20 protein-coding genes are annotated in these 20955 nt (G+C 47.1%); all 20 read right to left on the bottom strand.

The features are described from left to right. Window positions 1-14: 14 nt before the first annotated feature. Window positions 15-1145: a non-hydrolyzing UDP-N-acetylglucosamine 2-epimerase gene (wecB, locus tag NTD84_RS20760; RefSeq protein ID WP_262169381.1), complete on the bottom strand. Its 1131-nt coding sequence runs from the start codon at window positions 1143-1145 to the stop codon at window positions 15-17. Window positions 1146-1168: 23 nt separating this feature from the next. Next, on the bottom strand, window positions 1169-2284 hold the full coding sequence (gene wbjC, locus NTD84_RS20755) for a UDP-2-acetamido-2,6-beta-L-arabino-hexul-4-ose reductase (RefSeq protein ID WP_262169378.1): 1116 nt from the start codon (window positions 2282-2284) through the stop codon (window positions 1169-1171). Between the two features lie 3 nt (window positions 2285-2287). Continuing rightward, a complete protein-coding gene (locus NTD84_RS20750; protein ID WP_262169376.1) occupies window positions 2288-3322 on the bottom strand; it encodes a polysaccharide biosynthesis protein in 1035 nt (344 codons plus the stop codon). Between the two features lie 39 nt (window positions 3323-3361). Continuing rightward, complete coding sequence (locus tag NTD84_RS20745) at window positions 3362-4144, bottom strand: AglZ/HisF2 family acetamidino modification protein (protein ID WP_262169373.1); 783 nt, start codon at window positions 4142-4144, stop codon at window positions 3362-3364. Window position 4145: 1 nt separating this feature from the next. Beyond that, entirely contained in the window at window positions 4146-4760 is a 615-nt protein-coding gene (gene hisH, locus NTD84_RS20740) for an imidazole glycerol phosphate synthase subunit HisH (protein ID WP_262169370.1), read from the bottom strand. Then, the gene (locus tag NTD84_RS20735) at window positions 4757-5899 is read right to left on the bottom strand and encodes an N-acetyl sugar amidotransferase (protein ID WP_262169368.1); all 1143 of its coding nucleotides are present in this window, start codon (window positions 5897-5899) and stop codon (window positions 4757-4759) included. Before NTD84_RS20735 ends, hisH begins: the two co-directional genes overlap by 4 nt. Window positions 5900-5927: 28 nt before the next feature. Further along, window positions 5928-7199, bottom strand: coding sequence for a hypothetical protein (locus tag NTD84_RS20730; RefSeq protein WP_262169365.1), 1272 nt, complete (start codon window positions 7197-7199; stop codon window positions 5928-5930). A gap of 48 nt (window positions 7200-7247) precedes the next feature. Then, window positions 7248-8516: a lipopolysaccharide biosynthesis protein gene (locus NTD84_RS20725; protein ID WP_262169363.1), complete on the bottom strand. Its 1269-nt coding sequence runs from the start codon at window positions 8514-8516 to the stop codon at window positions 7248-7250. 20 nt (window positions 8517-8536) lie between these two features. Next, window positions 8537-9712 carry a hypothetical protein gene (locus NTD84_RS20720; RefSeq protein WP_262169360.1) on the bottom strand — a complete coding sequence of 392 codons (1176 nt, stop codon included), beginning with the start codon at window positions 9710-9712 and terminating at the stop codon, window positions 8537-8539. 141 nt (window positions 9713-9853) lie between these two features. Further along, window positions 9854-10615 (bottom strand): oxidoreductase, encoded by a 762-nt coding sequence (locus tag NTD84_RS20715; RefSeq protein ID WP_262169358.1) that lies wholly within the window; start codon window positions 10613-10615, stop codon window positions 9854-9856. Continuing rightward, the gene (locus tag NTD84_RS20710; protein ID WP_262169355.1) at window positions 10602-11303 is read right to left on the bottom strand and encodes a cytidylyltransferase domain-containing protein; all 702 of its coding nucleotides are present in this window, start codon (window positions 11301-11303) and stop codon (window positions 10602-10604) included. The genes NTD84_RS20715 and NTD84_RS20710 overlap by 14 nt, the downstream gene beginning before the upstream one ends. Continuing rightward, entirely contained in the window at window positions 11300-12319 is a 1020-nt protein-coding gene (locus tag NTD84_RS20705; RefSeq protein WP_262169352.1) for a Gfo/Idh/MocA family protein, read from the bottom strand. Before NTD84_RS20705 ends, NTD84_RS20710 begins: the two co-directional genes overlap by 4 nt. Beyond that, complete coding sequence (locus NTD84_RS20700; RefSeq protein ID WP_262169350.1) at window positions 12316-13362, bottom strand: nucleotidyltransferase family protein; 1047 nt, start codon at window positions 13360-13362, stop codon at window positions 12316-12318. The genes NTD84_RS20705 and NTD84_RS20700 overlap by 4 nt, the downstream gene beginning before the upstream one ends. 17 nt (window positions 13363-13379) lie before the next feature. Next, window positions 13380-14024, bottom strand: coding sequence for an acetyltransferase (locus NTD84_RS20695; RefSeq protein WP_262169348.1), 645 nt, complete (start codon window positions 14022-14024; stop codon window positions 13380-13382). A 23-nt stretch (window positions 14025-14047) separates the two neighbouring features. Then, the gene (gene neuB / locus NTD84_RS20690) at window positions 14048-15139 is read right to left on the bottom strand and encodes an N-acetylneuraminate synthase (protein ID WP_262169345.1); all 1092 of its coding nucleotides are present in this window, start codon (window positions 15137-15139) and stop codon (window positions 14048-14050) included. Between the two features lie 3 nt (window positions 15140-15142). Continuing rightward, window positions 15143-16297, bottom strand: a complete 1155-nt coding sequence (gene neuC, locus NTD84_RS20685; protein WP_262169342.1) for a UDP-N-acetylglucosamine 2-epimerase — start codon at window positions 16295-16297, stop codon at window positions 15143-15145. Next, entirely contained in the window at window positions 16294-17445 is a 1152-nt protein-coding gene (locus tag NTD84_RS20680) for a LegC family aminotransferase (RefSeq protein WP_262169338.1), read from the bottom strand. The genes neuC and NTD84_RS20680 overlap by 4 nt, the downstream gene beginning before the upstream one ends. A 9-nt stretch (window positions 17446-17454) precedes the next feature. Beyond that, entirely contained in the window at window positions 17455-18435 is a 981-nt protein-coding gene (locus NTD84_RS20675; protein WP_262169334.1) for an NAD-dependent 4,6-dehydratase LegB, read from the bottom strand. Window positions 18436-18597: 162 nt separating this feature from the next. Continuing rightward, window positions 18598-19122 (bottom strand): transcription/translation regulatory transformer protein RfaH, encoded by a 525-nt coding sequence (rfaH, locus tag NTD84_RS20670; RefSeq protein ID WP_410017372.1) that lies wholly within the window; start codon window positions 19120-19122, stop codon window positions 18598-18600. Window positions 19123-19743: 621 nt separating this feature from the next. Next, entirely contained in the window at window positions 19744-20859 is a 1116-nt protein-coding gene (locus tag NTD84_RS20665; RefSeq protein WP_262169332.1) for an LPS O-antigen chain length determinant protein WzzB, read from the bottom strand. Window positions 20860-20955 lie beyond the last annotated feature (96 nt).

Below are 20955 nucleotides of genomic sequence, written 5' to 3'. Positions count from 1 at the left end.
TCCTGCATCTCGACTCAATACTTCTTCCAAACCACTCGATTTACATAATTAGTGTAGCTATGAACAATTCTGGTCACTTTTTCAGACACATTGGGCATGCTGTAATCACCCACTAATCGAAGAGTTCGCTCATCGCCACGACTTTGACTTTCCAGAATTTGCAAACCTTGCAGGACGCGTTCTACTTCAAGGCCCACCATCATCACAGCGGCCTCCTCCATCCCCTCAGGCCGCTCATGAGCCTCACGAATATTTAGAGCTGGAAAATTCAAAATCGAAGACTCTTCATTAATTGTCCCACTGTCTGACAGCACAGCCTTCGACTCAAGCTGCAACTTGTTGTAATCTTTGAACCCTAGAGGCTTCAGCAAACGAACATTTCCATGGAAGGTTATGCCCATTGCATCTACGCGCTTTTGCGTACGAGGATGCGTAGAAACAATAACAGGCAATCCATAATGGGCGGCTACGTTATTAAGCACGTCGACTAATTTGAGAAAGTTCTTATCAGAGTCAATATTCTCCTCACGATGTCCGCTGACAACAAAGAACTTCCCCGCCTGAAGTGACAAACGCCGCAGCACGTCTGATGCTTCAATGCCGTCCCGATAATAGTTAAGTACCTCGAACATCGGACTACCGGTTTTGATCACCATGTCCGGGCTGAGGCCTTCACGTAGCAAATAATCTCGAGCGATGGTGCTGTAGGTGAGATTGATATCCGCCGTGTGATCGACGATGCGACGGTTGATCTCCTCCGGAACTCGCATGTCAAAGCAGCGATTGCCCGCCTCCATGTGAAAAGTGGGTATTTTTCGCCGTTTTGCCGGGATTACCGCCATGCAACTATTAGTATCCCCAAGCACCAGCAGCGCTTCTGGCTGGACTTCAGCGAGCACTCGGTCTACTGCGATAATCACATTGCCAATAGTTTCCGCGCCGCTGGCCCCGGCAGCATTGAGAAAGTGATCGGGCTTGCGAATACCCAGATCCTGAAAAAAAATCTCGTTCAGTTCATAGTCATAATTTTGCCCGGTGTGAACCAGTATGTGATCACAATGCTTGTCCAGCGACGCCATAACTCGCGACAAACGAATGATTTCCGGACGAGTACCAACGACGGTGACAATCTTGAGTTTTTTCATTACCGCTCTCTTCGTAAATGCGTTTAAGGCTGAGTACCAACGGGAAGCGCGAAAGTATCCGGATGCTCGCGATCAAATATCTCGTTTGCCCATAGCATGACGATCATTTCCCCAGACCCCACGTTGGTTACATCATGGGTCCATCCGGGGACTGTTTCCACAATTTCTGGCTTCTCACCTGTAGTGAATAACTCGTAAAACTCACCCGATACGATGTGACGGAAACGAAAACAGGCGTTCCCCTTGATTACAAGAAACTTTTCGGTTTTCGAGTGATGATAATGACCACCGCGCGTAATGCCGGGATGAGCAGTGAAGTACGAGAACTGACCAGAATCCTGGGTTTTGAGCATTTCTACAAAAACGCCACGAGAGTCGCCGTATTTAGGGATTTCATAGGTAAAGCTTTCCGGCGGTAAATAACTCAGGTAGGTAGAGTACAGGGCGCGCACCAACCCGGTTCCTACAGGCTCAGTGACCATCGTGTTACGGCTATCACGAAACGCATGAAGTTGTGCAGAAAGCTCACCGACTGTAATCGAGTATAACGGTTCAATGGCGAGCGAAGGCTCGCCAGGCAGCCCCTCCATCACGGAGACGAATTTATTTATAACGTCATCGATATAAACAAGGGTTACCGGAGCAGTCGGATCCGTAATTTGAATGGGCAACCCTCGTGCGATGTTATGGCAGAACGTCGCCACCGCCGAATTATAGTTTGGTTTGGCCCACTTACCAAATACATTGGGAAGACGAAACAGATATACAGCTGAGCCATGCTTGGTTGACAACTCCCGCAGTGCGTCTTCGGCTTCGCGCTTGCTATTCCCATAAGCATTATCTAATTCGGCTTGAATTGACGATGTATATAGCAACGGAATCTGGTAGCCACTCGCAACAATAGCGTTGGCTAACGCACGTGTCAGATCAGTGTTGCCGGTTCTAAACTCTTCCGGCTGTTGCGGTCGGTTGACGCCGGCTAAATGGAAAATGAAATCCACTCCCGAAACCAGAGCGCCAAGTTGCGCAATATCATCATCCCGACCAAACGACAGAATCTCGATATCGCTCCGCTCCCGGAGATGGGCAATCAGGTTTTTCCCCACGAACCCGTTTGCGCCGGTCACCAAAACTTTCATGCATTATTCCTCTGGAATGGCGTGTTCACCACGCTGAATGGCGAGCATGAAATCCAGTTTGAGCAGCAGCTTTTGCATTCCCTCGACGTCCAGGCGCTCCGTGTTGTGAGAGTTATAGTCCTCCATAGTGGAGATTTTTTCTTCACCCAGTTCCACAAATTTACTGTAATTGAGATCGCGCAGGTCTGGCGGAACCCGGAAATACTGACCCATGTCTTCAGCACAAGCCATCTCCTCCCGACTTAGCAGCGCTTCATAAAGCTTTTCGCCGTGTCGCGTGCCAATGATCTGAATGGGATGCTTCGGCTTTCCGAGCATCACGGTCAAGGCACGGGCAAGCGTCTCTACCGTCGCGGCGGGAGCTTTTTGCACGAACAGATCGCCATTATTACCATGTTCAAACGCGTACAGAACCAGATCTACGGCGTCTGCCAGCGTCATCATGAACCGTGTCATGTTTGGATCTGTGATGGACAAAGGTAGACCAGCCCGGATTTGCTCGATAAACAACGGAATGACCGAGCCGCGCGATGCCATGACATTGCCGTAGCGAGTACCACAAATGACCGTTTTTGCTTCATCGACGTTTCGCGACTTGGCAACCATTACCTTTTCCATCATGGCTTTGGAAATACCCATCGCATTGATAGGATAAACAGCTTTGTCGGTACTTAGACAAACCACTCGCTTGATTTCATTCTGGATAGCAGCCTCAAGCACGTTATCGGTACCGATCACGTTAGTCTTGACGGCCTCCATTGGGTGAAACTCGCAAGAGGGAACCTGCTTGAGTGCGGCCGCATGGAATATATAGTCAACGCCGCGCGTCGCGTTCAGCACACTTTGATAATCACGGACGTCGCCAATGTAAAACTTCAACTTGCCATTGGCGTACCGCTTACGCATATCGTCTTGCTTCTTTTCGTCCCGACTGAATATGCGAATTTCAGCTATATCGGTTTCAAGGAAGCGTTTTAGAACAGCATTCCCGAAAGAGCCAGTACCACCCGAGATGAGCAGTTTTTTTCCGCTAAACATAAATTATGTCCTGAATCAATGCGTGCGACGCTGAACGAATCACTGAGGTCGCAATGCTGAATAAATAAGATCGTCTTTCTGTTGGGTTGTCGGATAACTGATCAATACCGCGCGATAAGGTCCTTTGAATACAAAGAAACTGCCTGCTGCGACACCTACAACCCCACAAGCAGCGACGACACTACGCATGTCATCAAGGGAACCGGCACCACCCAGGATGGTGATGGGTATCTGCACTGTTTCCCGGAGCTTTCGCGCAAGACTGATGTCATATCCTTTCATCCGACCGTCATGTTCAATCGAATTCAATACGATTTCACCTGCACCAAGTTTTTCGACTTCAAGTGCAACATCAAGGACATTACGTTTAGTGTTGCGTTTTCCGTTATGAGTCCAGACGTCGTAGTTTTTGCTTAGCAAGCGCGGCTTGTAGTCAAGTACTACAACGACACTTTGACTACCGATCTCTTCTGCAATCTGAGAAATAAGGCCAGGATTCTCAAGGGCCGCAGAGCTTATAGCCACTTTCTCGACGCCTAGCGCAATAATCTTCTTTGCTTGCTCGGCTGTACGGATACCTCCGCCATAGCACAAAGGCATGCGGCATTCGGCAGCAAGATTGGCAATCTGCTTATAGTTAGGTTCTGCACCGTTAACTGTAGCGTCGATATCAATAACGATCAGCTCATCCGCTTCCTTCTCGTTAAATATCTTAACGGCGTTAATAGGATCTCCCACGTATTTGGCATCTTTGAATCTGACAGTTTTGACCAAGCCACTATCTTGGATCAAAAGGCACGGAATTATTCTTGGTCTTAACATTTTATAACTCCGCGAAATTCTTCAACAAGCCGACACCGAAATGATGGCTTTTCTCGGGATGGAATTGGACGCCATAAACATTGCCGGCCCTGACCGCACAACTGAAATCCAGCCCGTAAGAAGAGGTAGCGGCAATATTATTTGCTTGAGCACAATCAAAAAAATACGAATGAAGGAAATAAAAGCGGGCGTCCGCCTCGAATCCCTTGAAGAGAGATGACCCAGGTGCAGGACTCACATCGTTCCAACCCATATGAGGAAGAGCCAGGTCTTTTAGCTGAGGAATCGCCTTGAACGAACGAACGCTGCCCGGCACCCATCCCAATCCAGGCAACGTTCCCTCCTCACTGGAATCAGCGAGAATCTGCATCCCCACGCAAATACCAAGAACGGGAATTTTCTTCTCTTGGACGAGCTCGTTCAGAACCGGCCGCATGCGCGATGCGTTCAACCGTTCGATGGCATGATCAAACGCACCGACCCCGGGAAGTATGAGTTTGCTCGCTCCCTCAAGTTCATCAGCGCACTTCGCGACTGCTACAGGTATGTGCAGCCGCTTGTAAACATTCACGAATGCCTGAATATTCCCGAGTCCATAATCAATGATCGTGATCATCTGAACAGTCTTCTCTCCAGGCCAATGGCACTCATCACGCGTGAACCGATGCCAATCAAAAATCGCTTATTTTTATAATTAGAACAGGTTTTGTTATCACCATCAAATATCGCCTGAAGCTCACTAACCGTAAGATCCAGTTTATTCGCAACATATTCAAACTCGGACTTCAAAAACTGCTCATCCAGCTCAGGCTTGGCAATCCGCTCGATCGCTGCTTCGCGGGTCATCTGACCGGTCATTATTAAGCTTGAGAAGTGTGCCCTACGCTTTTCAAAACCGAACTTACGGGGCATCCAATAGTCTTCATAAAACCGAGTAAAGCGCGATTCATGGTGTTTATGCTGAAACTTTTTCCAGCCGAACAAGCTGTTAAGCAGGTATTCAGCATCTTGCTTTACATACGGAATTAGATTCAAAGGCTTGACAACTGTCATTCCCAACATAAATCGATAATAAAGTTTGTAGGCCAGGATATCCACAATAGGAAACGTCTTTAACACACGACGTCCGAACTTAGAATGAATATCTTTAATCAGCCGTTTGTCGATTCCAGGGTATCCGCCCCACTCTTCGGGCTCACGGCAGCACTCCGTAGAAAAATTACCACCCGTCAATATATATTTGATCTTGTGAGCCTTCGCGAATTTATAAAGGCCAGAGAAGAATGCGGTATCCTGCGGAAGATCCTGATCGGAAATCTGCGCCTTGAGAAAGGCCACCTGCAGATCTTTCATCTCTTCCCAGTTGATCACCTCAGTGTAAAGGTCAAGTCCGAGCCCATCGACCAGTTTCTCTATATTTCCGACCGCCTGATCTGTGTTCCAACCGGCGTCGACGTGGAAGAGCAATGGGCGCAAACCCATTTTCTCCTTGGCGATATAGCTCACATAGGAGCTATCCAGCCCCCCACTCAAACCGATGATGCAATCAAAATCACGGCCCTTGCCGTCCTTCTTGATTTTTTCGCTCAATTTCATGAGCTCCGCGTAACCGCGTTCGTCAGGATGCCAGTTTGGCTTGATGACTGAATCGAAATTCACGCAGTAATCGCACAATCCCTGGTCATTAAAATGGATATGTGGATCACTGCTATCCATGATGCAGCGAGAACACATCTGGTAAATTTTATTGCTCATATCCACCCCAAAAAAATGAAAACCATTCTCACACCAATTTCTTACAAGCCAGCGCGTCCAATTTTGACTTGACTGACTCTAGAAGGCCAGAGGAAAAATCCTTATCGTGGTCCAGCGAGTGGAGAACTGCAGAAATACCTGACGCAGCGTACTCATTTACAAGTGTAGAGGGATAAGAGATAAGAAATTCCACCACTGGAAAACAACTTCTACCCTCAACAATACACCAGCTTTGTTGTTTTACTGAATCACTTAATCCAGCCGTAGGATGTGGCTTATAATAACAAGTTACATTGTATTCCCGACTCAATTGCTTATATAGATAGACATGTAACGCCTCACAAATCGGATGTCCTACAAATAATATTTTTACTGCATGTTCAGATGGCAGTTGAGTCAGTTCAATCATTGGCTGAAAAAAACGAACCGCCACACTTCTTGCAACGCACCCAGGCGAAAGAACATCTGATTCAAAGACTGCACGTGAAGATTCATCATAGACAAATAGCTGCGTGACGTTTGAAAGTCGATGCGCAAGCTTAAATGGTAGTCTAGCTCGACGCGTTTGATCCGATAGCGTCAGTCCGGAAAGCGCCCCGTGTTGCATCAGTACCAATGATGCGTCTGTTTTTGAGACAACTTTGTCTGCCAGAACGGCCCATCTGTCGTAGTGCTCGGCGATAAGCAATTGATTTATATCGAGTTTCTCAAGTGCGATTCTGACGGCAAACCAGCGAAAAGCAGTGTAGCTCTGTAGCGTCCAATGTTTTGTTCGCTCACGACGTGCAAGCTTTCTGGAGGCTATGACCGCTAACTTATAAGCATCGAAGAAATCCCGCTTCTCAAGGAGTGAAAAAATATCGATATGGCGCGCATTGCATGTTTGGTGATTTAAAGGCGCCCACGGAAAGGTAATCCAGCACTTCGGTTCAAAGCCCAAGATTGGCGGCTGCAAAATATCTCCAGCACGTGACGAAAATGCCAAAGCATACTCACCTGTATCAACCGTCTCATCCAGCTTGTCTGTACAACGCACGGAGTGATGGTAAAGAATGATCATTTCGTACAAGAAATATATTGCTGCCCCACCAATGTTCCATAAATTTTTAAATATACCCACGCACACTCTGAACAGTTTTCTATTTTGGGAAAATCTGCCAAGTATCTTCGAAGGGCGAGGAACATAATTGATTTCTGCTGGCAAAACGCCCGAAAGCGCATAGACGCTATTATCAATGGTGATTTCGTTTTCGGTAGCCCAGATATAATCAATAATAAATTTCAGTCTCTGGTCGGTCATAAAAAATCACCAAAATCAAATCTAAAAAAATATATAAATCTCGTCTCACTAACTGCCAAGTCGCTCTTTCAACATTGACTGATAAGCGAACAACTTCCAGCCTAACATCAAGGAAAACGCTACGCACATCCCCACCGGTATTGCCATAACACCCATCGCGCTACCAAGAATGTATGTGACAACCAAAAATACAAAGAAGCCCGACACCTGACTATATGATATCGTCTTGTCGTTACCAAAAGCATAAAGCCCCAAGTGCGGAATCATACTTACCGAATAAATAGTGATCGCAAGCAAAAGCCAGTACAAGATAACGACATTGTCTCTATAGACGGTATTATTCAACCACTGCAGGACGAAACCACTCACACCGTAGCAAGCCAACACAAGAAACACTGTGACCCCGACAATATTGATCGTTAACTCCCGCATATCCTTTTTGAATCCGGAAATATCACCACTTTTTGCGGAGGACACTAGCTTGGGATAAAAAAATACAATGACACCCGCATCTATAAAAGACAGTACAGCCGTCGCCATGCCGACAAACAAAACATATGAGCCTAATACGCTCAAACCGGAAATGCTTTCGACCCAATATCGATCGAACGTAAATATTCCCCTCATCGCCAGACTTGCAATTAGTAGCGGAATAGCAAGTTTTATACCCTTAGCGATCCAACCCCAATTAATAGGATTCTTTAAAGAAATCCTGTCAAAGCTGAGAATTTTCTTGACCGCAATGCAGCAAGCAAACAAGCAACCGAGGACCCAACCTCCTAATGCGAACTCCAGGTTGCGCGAAGTCGCGTCTGCCCACATTATTGCTACGACGACTAAACACCAGGCGCCACTTCGCAAGAACAACACAACACTGGCGAGCAGCTGTTCTGAAACCGCAACTAATATTCGATTCAGCTCTTGGGCAATATGCTCAAGTAAAGTCAAAGCCAAAAACCAAACAACATGACTCCAAGGCAGCCATCCCTTAAAAAAGACAAATAGCGCGCAAGGCAAAAATACAACGTACAAAACTAAGTAAAGTACCAGTTGATCCCTGATCATCCCAAGCCAATGTTTTGGGTCTTCACCGATCATTTCACGCGTCGAGAAATTATAGAACTCGAAACCCACCACATACAAAGTGTATCCGATCGTCGCGGACAACAGCCCAAATAACCCTACCTCGTTAGACTGGAGAAATTTCGCGAGAAAGAAAATCAATACAAATTTACTAACTAGCGTCATACCGCGAAGAATGATATTTATACTACGAGCTATATATCCTCTAAACATTTCACCAACCAGCATAATCACAACAAGGTTTATTTAATTCGTCATTGTTGCGCAGATGGAGCACGAACAAACAACATATGTCTTGAAAACCAAAGAGCACAATAGAACACAATATTAAACAGAGCAATCCACTGCAACATACTGCCCCGAAACATGCTCAAAAATAACAGCAACTCTGATACATAAACAAAAAGAAAAACTGGCCCACCTCTAAATCGCATCAAATAGAGCAAGCACATATACACAGAATACAAAAATACTGGCACAACCCAATAGATATAGTATCCGTAGTTTAAATACAGTTCAGTCTCAATTGGCCACTGCTGAGTAGCAGACTCATTAAACCATTGCGAAGGGTAATAAATCGATGTAAGCCAGCGACTGATGTCATGCATATATCCTTCTGAAGGCACGCCCAGGAACGTCATCCATTTATTAAATGGATATTGGACCGTAAGAAAAAAGTCCGGGGGCATATCCCTCAAAATCATATCATGTAAAAAGATAGTGTTAAAGTAGCTTAAGAAATACTCTAGGAGCATTTCTGGCGTACTATAAAACCCGTTAGATCTAAAATACATTGCAAAACTAAACAGAAGAACAAACCCTACAAATATAAAAGCACCTTTAAAAATGGTTAACTTGAACGTACATAGCCACGGAAGACTAAAAAAGATCATAAAATAGAACATTCGACTTTTTATGCCTTGAATATAAGCACAGAAAGTCAAAACGATAATCACAAAACAGATTAGTACAATATTAATTTTCCTTTCAGTACGCCAGTACACGCCAATTGTGAACGCGAGAAAGTTTGCACTCATTAATAAAATGAAATTCAGGAGACCATACCCTTTCTTTTTTTCAAGATAAGTTTGGCTGTAATTATTGAACCATGCGTCAATGCCTCCTGTCACTTGGAAGAAATACACCCCCCCAATCAAAATCACTGCTGCACACACAGCAACTCCAAGTGGTCTCACACGATAATCTTGAAAAAAATCGCCAATTGGTTGCCGGTCAATAAGCGACTCTAGCGACCTGGTGAATATAAAAAAAAGTGTGAATACGTAAGCATAAGACAGCACTGCTTCTTCAGAAAGGGCGGACCAATCATTTGTTTTCCCCCAAGGAAGAACATACTGCCAATTAATAGCTTCAAGAAAATAAAAGAGAAGCCCCGGGAAAACAAAGTACAGAAAATAGCTGGCAAACACGATATTTGAAGGACTCAGAACTTGTCGATTCCTAAAAACTAGAAATATGCTAAGCATATATGTAATAATTATTAATATCATAAGATCCGCATACGGCTCCAATACAACATTTAACTTCCACCCGCATATTGGGCGGTTTAATTACAGAGAATAGCCATCATCAACAATTAAATTCTGCCCGTTCAGGTATCTCGAATTGTCAGAAAGCAAAAACACGATAGAACCGGTCACGTCATCTATATCCAACATCCCTTTACCGAGGCAATGCTTCTTATATTCTTCTAAAAATGGCGCCGGTTGGTTATCGAATATTCCACCTGGGCTAACAGAGTTAGATCTGAACAGGCTATCCGATACGTAGCTTGTCAGATACTTGCTCAATTGCAGCAAAGCGGACTTGATAGCCGCATATTCTACCGGCATCGTCATAGGAGTATTTTTATAAACATCAAATTTCGGAGCTATTACACCATAGATGGAAGAAATGTTAACTAACGAGAATGGCTTTCGCTCTCGCTGAAAATACCCTGCGCATTGCTGCATAAACAAGAACGATGCACCTAAGTGAAGAGAGACGTTTTCGTTAAAATCTTCCAGTTCTACGTCAAAAAACTTGGCACCGTATTTTTTGTTCCTCGGATACGCACAGTTAACTGCACCGTCCAAACTCGTCACCGTGGAAAAAAACGACTTCACCTGAACGGAGTCATTCAAGTTAAGTTCAATGCCTGTTACCTTGCTTAGCCCATCACCCGCGAGCGATTTTTCTAATCGCTCCATCATGGTATGTCGATCAACATCGGCAGCGATAACGCGTGCGCCTTGGTCAACAAGGGTTGATACCAGTCTGGTTCCGAGCAGGCCGCCAGCACCAGCAACCAGAATGGTTTTATTCTTCAACATGCGAGTCACCTTTAACTGCTAAAAAAAACTCGGCCATTTTGAAATCGTAGATATCGTCGATGTCGACGGCGCGTTCTTTCGGAACGATAATCGACTTCACGCGCCCCGCGAAGACGCCATATTGTTCGAGAACAAACTCAGGCCGCGTCACATAAGCTACCGTTGTCATATCATAGACAAGAGGGGCATCCTGACGTCGAGCAACGTTATCGCCCGAACATACCAGCGCACTGACACCTTCATCGTTTCGCACCAACATATTGAAGTACGGGCTTCGGGATGCAGGCGTTACGGTCACGACCATGTCTGTTTTTTCGTCGATTGCATCTAGGCATCTCTGTACGTCGAGAGCACTTCTTAATGGGCTAGTGGCCGGAAGGCTCAGAAAAAGGTCGAATTTTTCTCCACGCGCGTTAAGGTATTCAATAGCGTGCCGCCAAGCCAACCATTCTGGTGCCGTGTCGCTGGCCAAGTCCTCGGGCCTTTTTATCACTTCAACAGCATAATCTGCGGCAACAGCGGCTATGTCGTCCGAGTCAGTCGATACATAAATTTTATCTATCGCAGCCACCTCTTTAGCCACTCTAATAGAATGTGCCAAAAGGGGGATACCGCCAAGTAACTTGATGTTCTTCCCAGGTAACCCTTTCGAATTACCTCGGGCAAAAATAAAGGCGTAGACAGTCAAGATAAATACTCTTCAATTTTTATAATTTCTTGCGAGGCTGAGGAGCGCTTCAGGGCGTCGATGAGCGCCAACGTTTCGAGCGCATCCTTCAGGCCTACAAGTGGCTGAGACAAACCGGAGGCGACGTTTGAAAAATGCGCCAACTCATCTTTGTACATCTGATTCCTATCGTAGTGCGGGTCATCAAAAAGCACTATTTCTGCATCTTTTTCCTTGAAAAGCACGATGCGATTGCGCAGTAAATCCCATATCAGCGTTCCATGCTCCCCGAGAATTTTGCAAGTACGAGTAGGAGTACGTTGCAAAAAGTCCATATGCAAATTTGTGACAAGGCCGTGGCTATTGACCAGGATTGCGTCAACCTGATCCTCCACGTCAACCTCTAACGCGCCAGAGTTTCGGGAAACACAATACACAGAGCTAAACTTTCCAAACAACCACTTCAGGTAATCCAGTTCGTGACTGAGTTCGAGCAGCACTCCCCCGCCTAAAGCCTGACGCGCAGAAACATTCACTCTGTAATCGCTTGCTGGACGCCAATGTGGCAGATATTGGCCAACGTCCACTATTACATTGTAGATATTGCCAAGAAAGCGCTCATTCAGTAATGACTTGAGCTTGGTTGCAGAAGGCATGAAACGCAGGTTATAGCCGACTTCAATCTTGTCTTCATGCTCAAGTAACTCGCCCCCCTCGGCGGCGAATTCGATCAATGAAGTCGATAATGGTTTCTCGACGAGAACTGGAACCCCAGCTTTTATCAACCGTAGAGCTTGATTAACATGAAACGGTGCGGGTGAAGCAACTATTGCCAACGTCGGACTATCAAGCAGCGCGAGTTCAATACTTTCATATACAATCGTATCAGCACCAACTTCTTCAACGCCCAAAGCTCTTCCAGACGCAGAAACACAACCGACGCGAACAGAAGGAAACAGCTCCTTGATGTTCATCATGTGACGTCGCGCAATGCTGCCGCTGCCTATGACAAGGTATGTTTCAGTCACTGCATTCATAAAGAACCAAACTCTTGCTGCGCGCGCTGAAAATCTTCCATCCTTCCAATATCCAGCCAATACTCGTGAACAGGGAACATGTTGACATCCCGCCCCCCGGCAATTTCTGCCTCTAACAACGTAGGCATATCAATACGGGTTCCTGGCGCGACACTTTTTACCAATTCAGGTGACACAATATAAATACCGGCATTGATAAAAAAACGTTGTATCGGCTTCTCTACCATTGACCGAATTCGATGGCCTTCGCTTTGAATGACGCCATAAGGTACGCAGTATTCAAACTCGCGCACACACATGGTGGCCGCACCAGAATGATTTTGATGAAATTCAAGCAAATTCAGAAAGTTGAGTGTCGTCAGCAAATCGCCATTCATCATGAACAGCGGAAGATCAATCTCATCATGAGGGAGCAAGCCTAGCGCTCCGCCGGTGCCCAACGGTTCATCTTCGTGTACATAACGGATATCGACTCCCCATTTGCTCCCGTCTCCGAAATGCTCCCTAATCATCTCCGGCATATAATGAGTGGATATAAAAAATCGATGAAATCCTGCATTAATAAAACTGGTCAGAATGAGTTCGAGAATAGGCTTTTCACCTACCTTCAGCAGAGGCTTCGGACAGTTTTGAGTTAACGGGCGCAAACGGGTACCGAAGCCGCCTGCCATCAGGAAGACCGGGTTATCCCTACGCTGGTGATCCAGAAGCGCCTGAAGTGTTTCCAGACCAATGACCAACCCCTGGGGGTCTAACACCGGTAGCTGTAAGAGCTTGTATTTTTCCATCACAGCAAGGATTCGAGCCTTGTCCCAACCTCTTTCAGCTGTCTTGGGAGTGGCACACATCACGTCGCGCACCGGTGTTTCAAGTGACAGGCGCTTTAATAAAGCCCTGCGGATATCGCCATCCGTTACCGTACCCAAGAGACGACGCTCGTGATCGACGACCATAACAATTTTCATCGCCACGCTGTCAAGCGTAGCAATAGCGTCCACCAGAGGAACCTCTGGGCCGACGAGCGTTAACTCCCACTGCTTCATTGAATACCTTCTTTTAATTACTCACCCGGCACAAAGCGAATCGGTGCCCTGGAGCCAAACATAATATTGTGGGCGGCTAGGTCTCTAACCAAAACAGCTCCTGCCCCAACGACTGCATCGTTACCTACATCGATGCCTTGTATCACTGTCGCGTTGCAGGCAATGAATGCCCGATCTCCCACCTGCACATTTCCACACAGTGTAGCCGCGGGAGCAATATGGACATGCGATCCAATAAGGCAATCGTGATCGACACTCGCTCTGGTATTGATGATTGAGTTGATACCTATGACAGCGTCAGCCTGAATTATGGCTCCTGCCATGACTTGTGAGCCCTCGTCAAGGAAGACGCTAGGATCGACCCAGGCTGCGGGATGTTTCAGTGCCGGAAAGTGAAAGCCTTTGGCGGCAAATCGCTCGTAAACGGTTCGCCTGGCGGTACTGCCAACCAACTGTCCAATGCCGTTAACAAGCCCTACACCGGCAGGATCAAGCATTTCAAGGGCCTCGTCCCCCCCTAGAACCTTGCAACCTCGCCACTGGCCGATGCCCTGCTCTCTCAATTCTGGCGCACAAATACCGTGGATATTCAAACCTAGGATCTGAGCCAGCGACAGGAGTACCTTCGCATGCCCCCCCGCGCCGAGAATGACCAATGGCATGCCATTGCTATCAGACGTTTTTCTCATCGATCACTTATCACATCGCCCGCGCCATAGGCACGGACCGAAACGGTTCCGATCAGCTCCCACAGCGCGGTAGCCGGCAAACCATGGCCACTACGTGCCGTCGTCAAGTCTTCGCGCACCAATTCAGAACCCGCGGCAATCTCCCTGGCCGCGACGACCTGTTGCCGAGCAGCCTTGCGCGTATCCCACTCGCTCGCTTGAGGTGCTTTGCACGCGCTACCTAACGCCAGTTCTAACGCTCGAATTTCCGAAACCATCCGTTTGAGTTCGTCAGGTTCTAGTGAGGCCTTGTGATCAGGACCAGGCAGGGAACGATCCAGTGTGAAATGTTTTTCAATGACCCTGGCACCGCGCGCCACCGCCGCAACCGGAATCAGGCAACCTTCCGTGTGGTCCGAGTAGCCGACATCCAGATTGAAAGCATTAGCCAAAGTGTCCATTGCCTTCAAATTAACCTCACTCCACGGAGTCGGGTATTGAGAAGTGCAATGCAGGAGCGTGACATGTCCCACTAGACGTTCGCGGCACTCAATCATCCCCCAGCAACGCCAGACTTCGTCCATGTTGGCAGGTTCCTGACTGTGTTGCAGTGCATGAGCAACGATTGCCAACGCTTGCTCCACCTCACTCAACGTCGCCATGCCAGTCGACAGAATCAATTTCTTTCCGGTGTGCGCGAACTGCCATAAAAGAGGGCCGTTCGTAAGCTCGCCCGAAGGCACCTTGAAAAAGGGCATACCAAGATCGGACAGGAACTCAAGACTGTCGGCATCAAAGGCGGTGGATAAAAACTCAATCCCCTTGCCCCTTGCATAGCGTTGCAATTCCCCATGCCACTCTCTCGGCAGCTCCAGCTTTTTAAGCATGGACAGCTGACTTTCAGATTCGTCCGTACTCTTCTTCTGATAAGAAGCCTTTGGAGCGTGCCGCGAAGCCAGGCGCACAGCGTTAAACGTCTGGAATTTTACCGCATCAGCACCCGCATCAGCGGCAGCATCCACCAACGCAAAAGCCAGTGCCCGGTCGCCGTTATGGTTCACACCCGCTTCCGCAATGATATATACAGTGTCTTTATTGGACTGTTTCATCGATCAGCTCAAATCGTGGAATGTTTTATGAGATATCCCGTCGAATCGTTCAAGGACATTCACGATGCTCTGAGAGGCGTTACCCTTCCCATAAGGATTTATCGCGTGTTGGGAAAACGCCGCAAACTCTTTAGACAGCGCCTTGCGTAATGCCGACTCGATCGATCCAACATCAGCCACACAATGCAGCACCGAATCTGCCGCCAGTCGCCCTTGTTGACGGGCTCCGATGTTAACGGTCGGAATACCAAAGGCAGGAACTTCAATAATGCCGCTTGACGAGTTTCCAACAACAACAGCAGCTAACGAAACAGCACTCAGGTAACGTCTGAACCCGAGTGTGGGGATAGCCAATACACGCTCCGGTTGCGCTTGTGCATAAGCATCCAATAGCGGGATTATGGCTCTTCCTCCATTATCGGCATTTGGATACGTCAGAATTATCTGGTGCTCCGGAAACTGATCGAGCGCCTCCAGTAACGCGGAAAAACTCCGGGTTGGATCTTCTTCAAGCATTGTGACGGGATGGTAGGTCACCAGCATGAATGGCGAGTGGAGATCAAATCCGAGGCTTTGAGAAAGCTCTCCAAGATCCATTCGGGGACTGCGAAGCAAATGATCCAAGCCAATAGCCCCCACGTTGAAGACACGCCCAGGCGCTTCTCCCATTTGTATGACGCGATTTCGATAAGGCTCCGCGGCCACAAAATGCAGGTACGCCATTTTGCTGATAGCGTGTCGAATGGCGTCGTCATAAGCGCCCTCGGTAATTTCGCCACCATGCAGGTGCGCGACTGGAATTCGCATAATCAAAGCAGCTTGAACAATTGCCAGTGCTTCAAAACGATCACCGAGCACCACCAGTACTTCTGGCCTCAATCTGTCCAGTGCGTCCGCAAAACCAATAGTTCCCAAGCCCATGGACTTGACCACTCCGACAGAGGTGTCCGAAGACAAAAGCATTTCAACTTTTGCGTCGATGGAGAAACCGTCCTCGTCCACTTGTCTCCAGGTGTCCCCAAACTCGGGTGAAAGATGTGTTCCGCTGACGATGAGTTGAAGCTCGAGGTGATGACTCGCCTCAATATCCTTCATCAACCAATAGAGCAACCCATACTCAGCCCTGGTACCCGTGAACACGGCGATTTTTCGTTTCACGCACTAAGCTCCGGAGTGACGCTACTCGGCAGGTTGACGATGCGAGCTTCCAACCATGTCGCATTGCTAAGATCGCCACGCAAACAGGTCGCATACTTAGGCAAATGATTCATCAACTGCCAAATGGGTCGAGTCATGACGCCTTGATCGTTAGTCGCCTTCAGCAACGCATCGCGCCTGTCGCGGTTTTCACACACGACAGCGTTCAACCAGTAATTGGATCGGCAATCTTTAGGTTCTTGGAAGAACTGCAGTTCGCTGCCTTGCAACTCACTTTCATACCGCGCCGCCAAGGAACGCTTCAACGTAATGAATCCTTCCAGCTGCTCTAATTGAGCGCATCCCAGTGCGGCATTGAGATTTGGAAGTCGATAGTTATAACCAACCTCATCATGCACATATTCATAGGGATGAGGCAGCTTCGCTGTGGTAGTAAGGTGCTTGGCTTTCACACCTAGCTCTTCACCGGTCAAAATCATACCACCGCCGCCAGTAGTTATAATTTTGTTGCCGTTGAAACTCAGGGTACCCAACTGCCCGAACGTACCAGTATGTTGACCTTTATATAAACTACCCAACGACTCGGCAGCATCCTCAACAATGATCAACCCCCAACGCTTACCAACCGCGAGTAATTGATCTATTTCAACAGGATGACCGAACGTGTGCATAGGCAAGCAGGCACGTACGACCTTTCCACTGTCTTTGAGACGGCATAATCCGTCAGCATCCAGGTTCGCGTACTCATGAAGCCACTCGTCCAGTGCGACAGGGGAAAGACCTAATGTATGACGATCAACATCGATGAAAACCGGCTCAGCCCCGCAATAAGCGATAGCGTTACAGGTGGCAACAAATGTTAAAGGCTGAGTGATGACCAGCTCACCCGCTTTAACACCGGCCAACAATAATGATGCATGCAAGGCCGCCGTGCCATTTACCGTCGCGATAGCTTTCGGGCTCCCCGTGTAAGCAGACATGTCACGTTCAAAACGATCGACGAAAGCACCTACGCTCGAAACGAAAGTCGACTCTATGGTTTCGACCACATAGTCCCGTTCATTCCCTTTAAAAATAGGAGCATGCAGTGGAATAAATTCGTTTGTACGGTACTGTTCACGTACAAAACTTATTAGCGAGTCGAACATGCTGGAGCCTCAGACGTTATAGATGTCAGCTTTGTATTTGGCCAGGTTTTCGGGAAGCGAAAACCAGTTGATGGTTTCCTGCAATCCCTGGCGAATGGAATACTCTGGCTTGAATCCGGTGAGATTGTTGATCTTTGTGTTGTCACACCAAAGGCGGAAGACTTCCGACTTCTCCGGACGAATACGCTGATCATCACTCAAGAACTCTACATCACTGCCCATCAGTTCACGAATCAGATGGAGTGTATCTCCAACTGAAATTTCAAAGTTGGATCCGATATTGACTGTCTCTCCGACGGCTTTATCGCATCGCGCGAGCTCAAGAAACCCCCGGCACGTATCGGCAACGTAGTTAAAGTCCCGTGTTGGACTTACGTCGCCCAATTTTATCTGCTTCTTGCCGCTCGCAATTTGAGTGATGATTGTCGGAATGACAGCCCTCGCTGACTGCCGTGGACCATAGGTGTTGAACGGGCGGGCGATCGTTAGTGGCAAATCGAATGAATTGAAGAAACTCATCGCCATTGCATCGGCGCCGATTTTCGACGCACTGTAAGGTGATTGAGCCTGTAACGGATGTTTTTCATCTATCGGTACATACTGAGCCGTACCATACACCTCACTGGTAGAGGTGTGGATAACACGCTGAACGCCATTCTCCAGCGCAGCTTGGCAAATATTTAGTGTTCCTTTGACATTGGTATCTACATAACTGTCTGGCGCGACGTACGAATATGGAATAGCAATAAGAGCTGCAAGATGGAAAACCAGATCAACATCTTTTGTAATATGCTTGCAGTAATGAGGATCTCGTACATCCCCGCTAAGCACTTCGATATCCTTCAAACATCTAACATCTTCCAACCAGCCCCAGTAGTTAAAAGAATTGTATTGGGATAGCGCCTTGACTTCATACCCTTCTCGAACCAACAGTTCAGTCAGGTGAGAACCAATAAATCCATCGGCGCCTGTCACTAATACTTTTTTCACTTGCTTTTACCTTCAATTTTAAATAAAGACTTATCGCCGCCAACGCTAGGAGCGCTCATCAGGGTCAAAAAAACCACTCATCGCAAGACACGCTACCGCCACAGGATTTTACGTTGATTTCCTGAAAACGTAGAGCTTGCAATGTCCGCATCCCCCTCTACATCAAAACGCGGAAACGCTCATGAGTGGCATGCTCACCGTTTGCTGACGATGGAGCAGATTAATCAACAATATTACGCGCTCCTCGCCATCCGCTGACAAAAAAATAGCGTCCAGCGCACCCAGTCCCCCCTCCAGAATTCGAACACGTGTGCCCGCGACGAATGCGGGTTTTATATTTTCTATCCGATTCTGTAACCGGGTGACGATTTCTTGATTAACAGCCAACGGTTTTCCTCCAAAACTAACCACGCAGTTAACACCTCGCGTTGAGCGCAAAGGAGCCCAATTAGTGCTGTTGGGAAGATAGATGAAGAGGTAACCAGGGAACAGCGATTCTAGCGAAGTGGTTCGCTTTCCGCGCACGATGCGCTCACGACGACATACAGGACGGGCACATTCGTACCCTTGGCGAATGAGATTTTCCTCAGCACGCTCATCCTGTCGAGCTTTACACTGCACGAGGTACCACGCACTTTTTTCGTGAGCGGGTAGATGCAGGTCGTTATCGGATCTTTTCACATGCATGTACTTGCCACTAATGGTCGCACCCATGACTCATGCCAACACCCACTGCCTAACGAAAGCAACCGAAAAATCTTCGACAAAAGGTCATCAGTCTCGATGGTGCCGATGTAAGACCTACACATTAGCACACTACGTCACACCGTCTGAGACCCTGGCGTTCAAAATGGCATTGGCTTCATCCGAATCGTATGCCACGCCGATCCTGTAAGACAGGACGGGAGCACCGGCCAATCCTCTCGAGCTTGCGATATAAAGAATTGGCTTCCAAATTGTTAATTATCAGCCTAACAGAAAATTCATCATCACTCGGACCAATACATGTGACCAACATGGATCATCGATGTGTCGGGCTCTCTAAAATCACTATTAACCACGCCTTGCTGCTCGTTAAATTTTATTTGGCTGACGTATTTTCAAAGAGCCTCGAATCTTAGCCTGATTTGGAATCTCGATGATTCATTGCAAATCACTGCAAATACGCGCAGAGAAAATACCAATGATCTATGGACCGATCACTAAGCGCTCAATTTATCTGAAAGAACAGTACATAAAGCGCCTCATGATCTTCCTTTCTTAGAATATCTGTTTCACAGAAACGTAATTAGACTCGCTCAGCTTTCCTTATTTCTGCCCTTCTGTAGCACTCGTGAGATCCCCGGTGATTCTTCCAGTCCAAAAATGACGAATTACGCCGAGAATGATGCCGAACATTAGCCCCATCGCCAAACCCATCAAAATAATTAACGTCTTTCTCGGCTTGATTGGCGAGTCCGGAAGTACGATGTCCCCGTCAAGTCGATATACCGCGATGTCTTGAGGTTTTAACAAGATTGATTTGTAAAACTCACTCAGCCCTTGAAGTTTTGGCAGATCTCTGATATAGGAATCATCTGACTCTCGCGCCTCCAAATTCTCAACTTCTGCTTCCAGAGCTTTGGCACCACGCAAATAAATTAAGCTCGGATCAATAGTACCGGAAAGATCTTTCGAGACACTACCTGAAATAATCACCTGATTATCCAAACCTATAGCGCGAGCGACCTTCAAAGCATCACGCAATCGCACCACTGAATTTTGCCGTTCAACAGCAGCATTTTTACGTAACATGGCTATTTCTGAATCAATGTTTTGAATGCGCATATTGATTTCAGCGGAAAAACTCTTTAGCAGATTCTCTTTGGTCGCCGTACCAACCTGTTCGACAAATCGATACAACCAATCAGCCGTCTCCGCAGGATGCCCGGTCTGAGTAACGATCGTCAATTTATCGACAATCTCCTTAGGCGGAACGATACTCAGACTCTCTGAAAACTGACGATACAAAAGCCCTTCCGGTTTTTTGCGTTCAGCCTCACTCAGTGAAGGTAGATACACTTCAATAAAAAACTTGTGCCTCAACGATTCCGATTGCAGGTTACGAATAAACGCACCGAATACGCCTTTTACGGAATAAGTGTCTAGGGACAGTGCACCATCGACAGTTTTGGCCAAATCAAACTTTGAACCCACCCCAATCAATCGGTTAAAATTAAAACTGTCAACATCATTCTTTTCTGGGGGAAGAACGTTAGCTCGTACTTCATAAATAGGTGCACTCAGGAAGGCATATGCTCCAGACATCAATGTAATCGTTGCCGATACTATAAGTACCAGCCATCTTTGCACCCAGATACCTCTCAGAAAATCAAAGAGATCTACTTCACCCGACACTCTCTTATCTGACTTAATTTCTCGCATATGCTTCAATAAATCCTTTTGTTTGTTTAACAGGCTATAGTAAAAAAATCAATTGAGTACTTTCTTTGACTCTATTTTCCACCTACGCCCAAAAAC

Source organism: Pseudomonas sp. 14P_8.1_Bac3 (assembly GCF_025466085.1).
Lineage (GTDB): Bacteria > Pseudomonadota > Gammaproteobacteria > Pseudomonadales > Pseudomonadaceae > Aquipseudomonas.
Note: the sequence above shows the minus strand (reverse complement) of the source record. Positions and strands in the feature narration are given on the sequence as shown.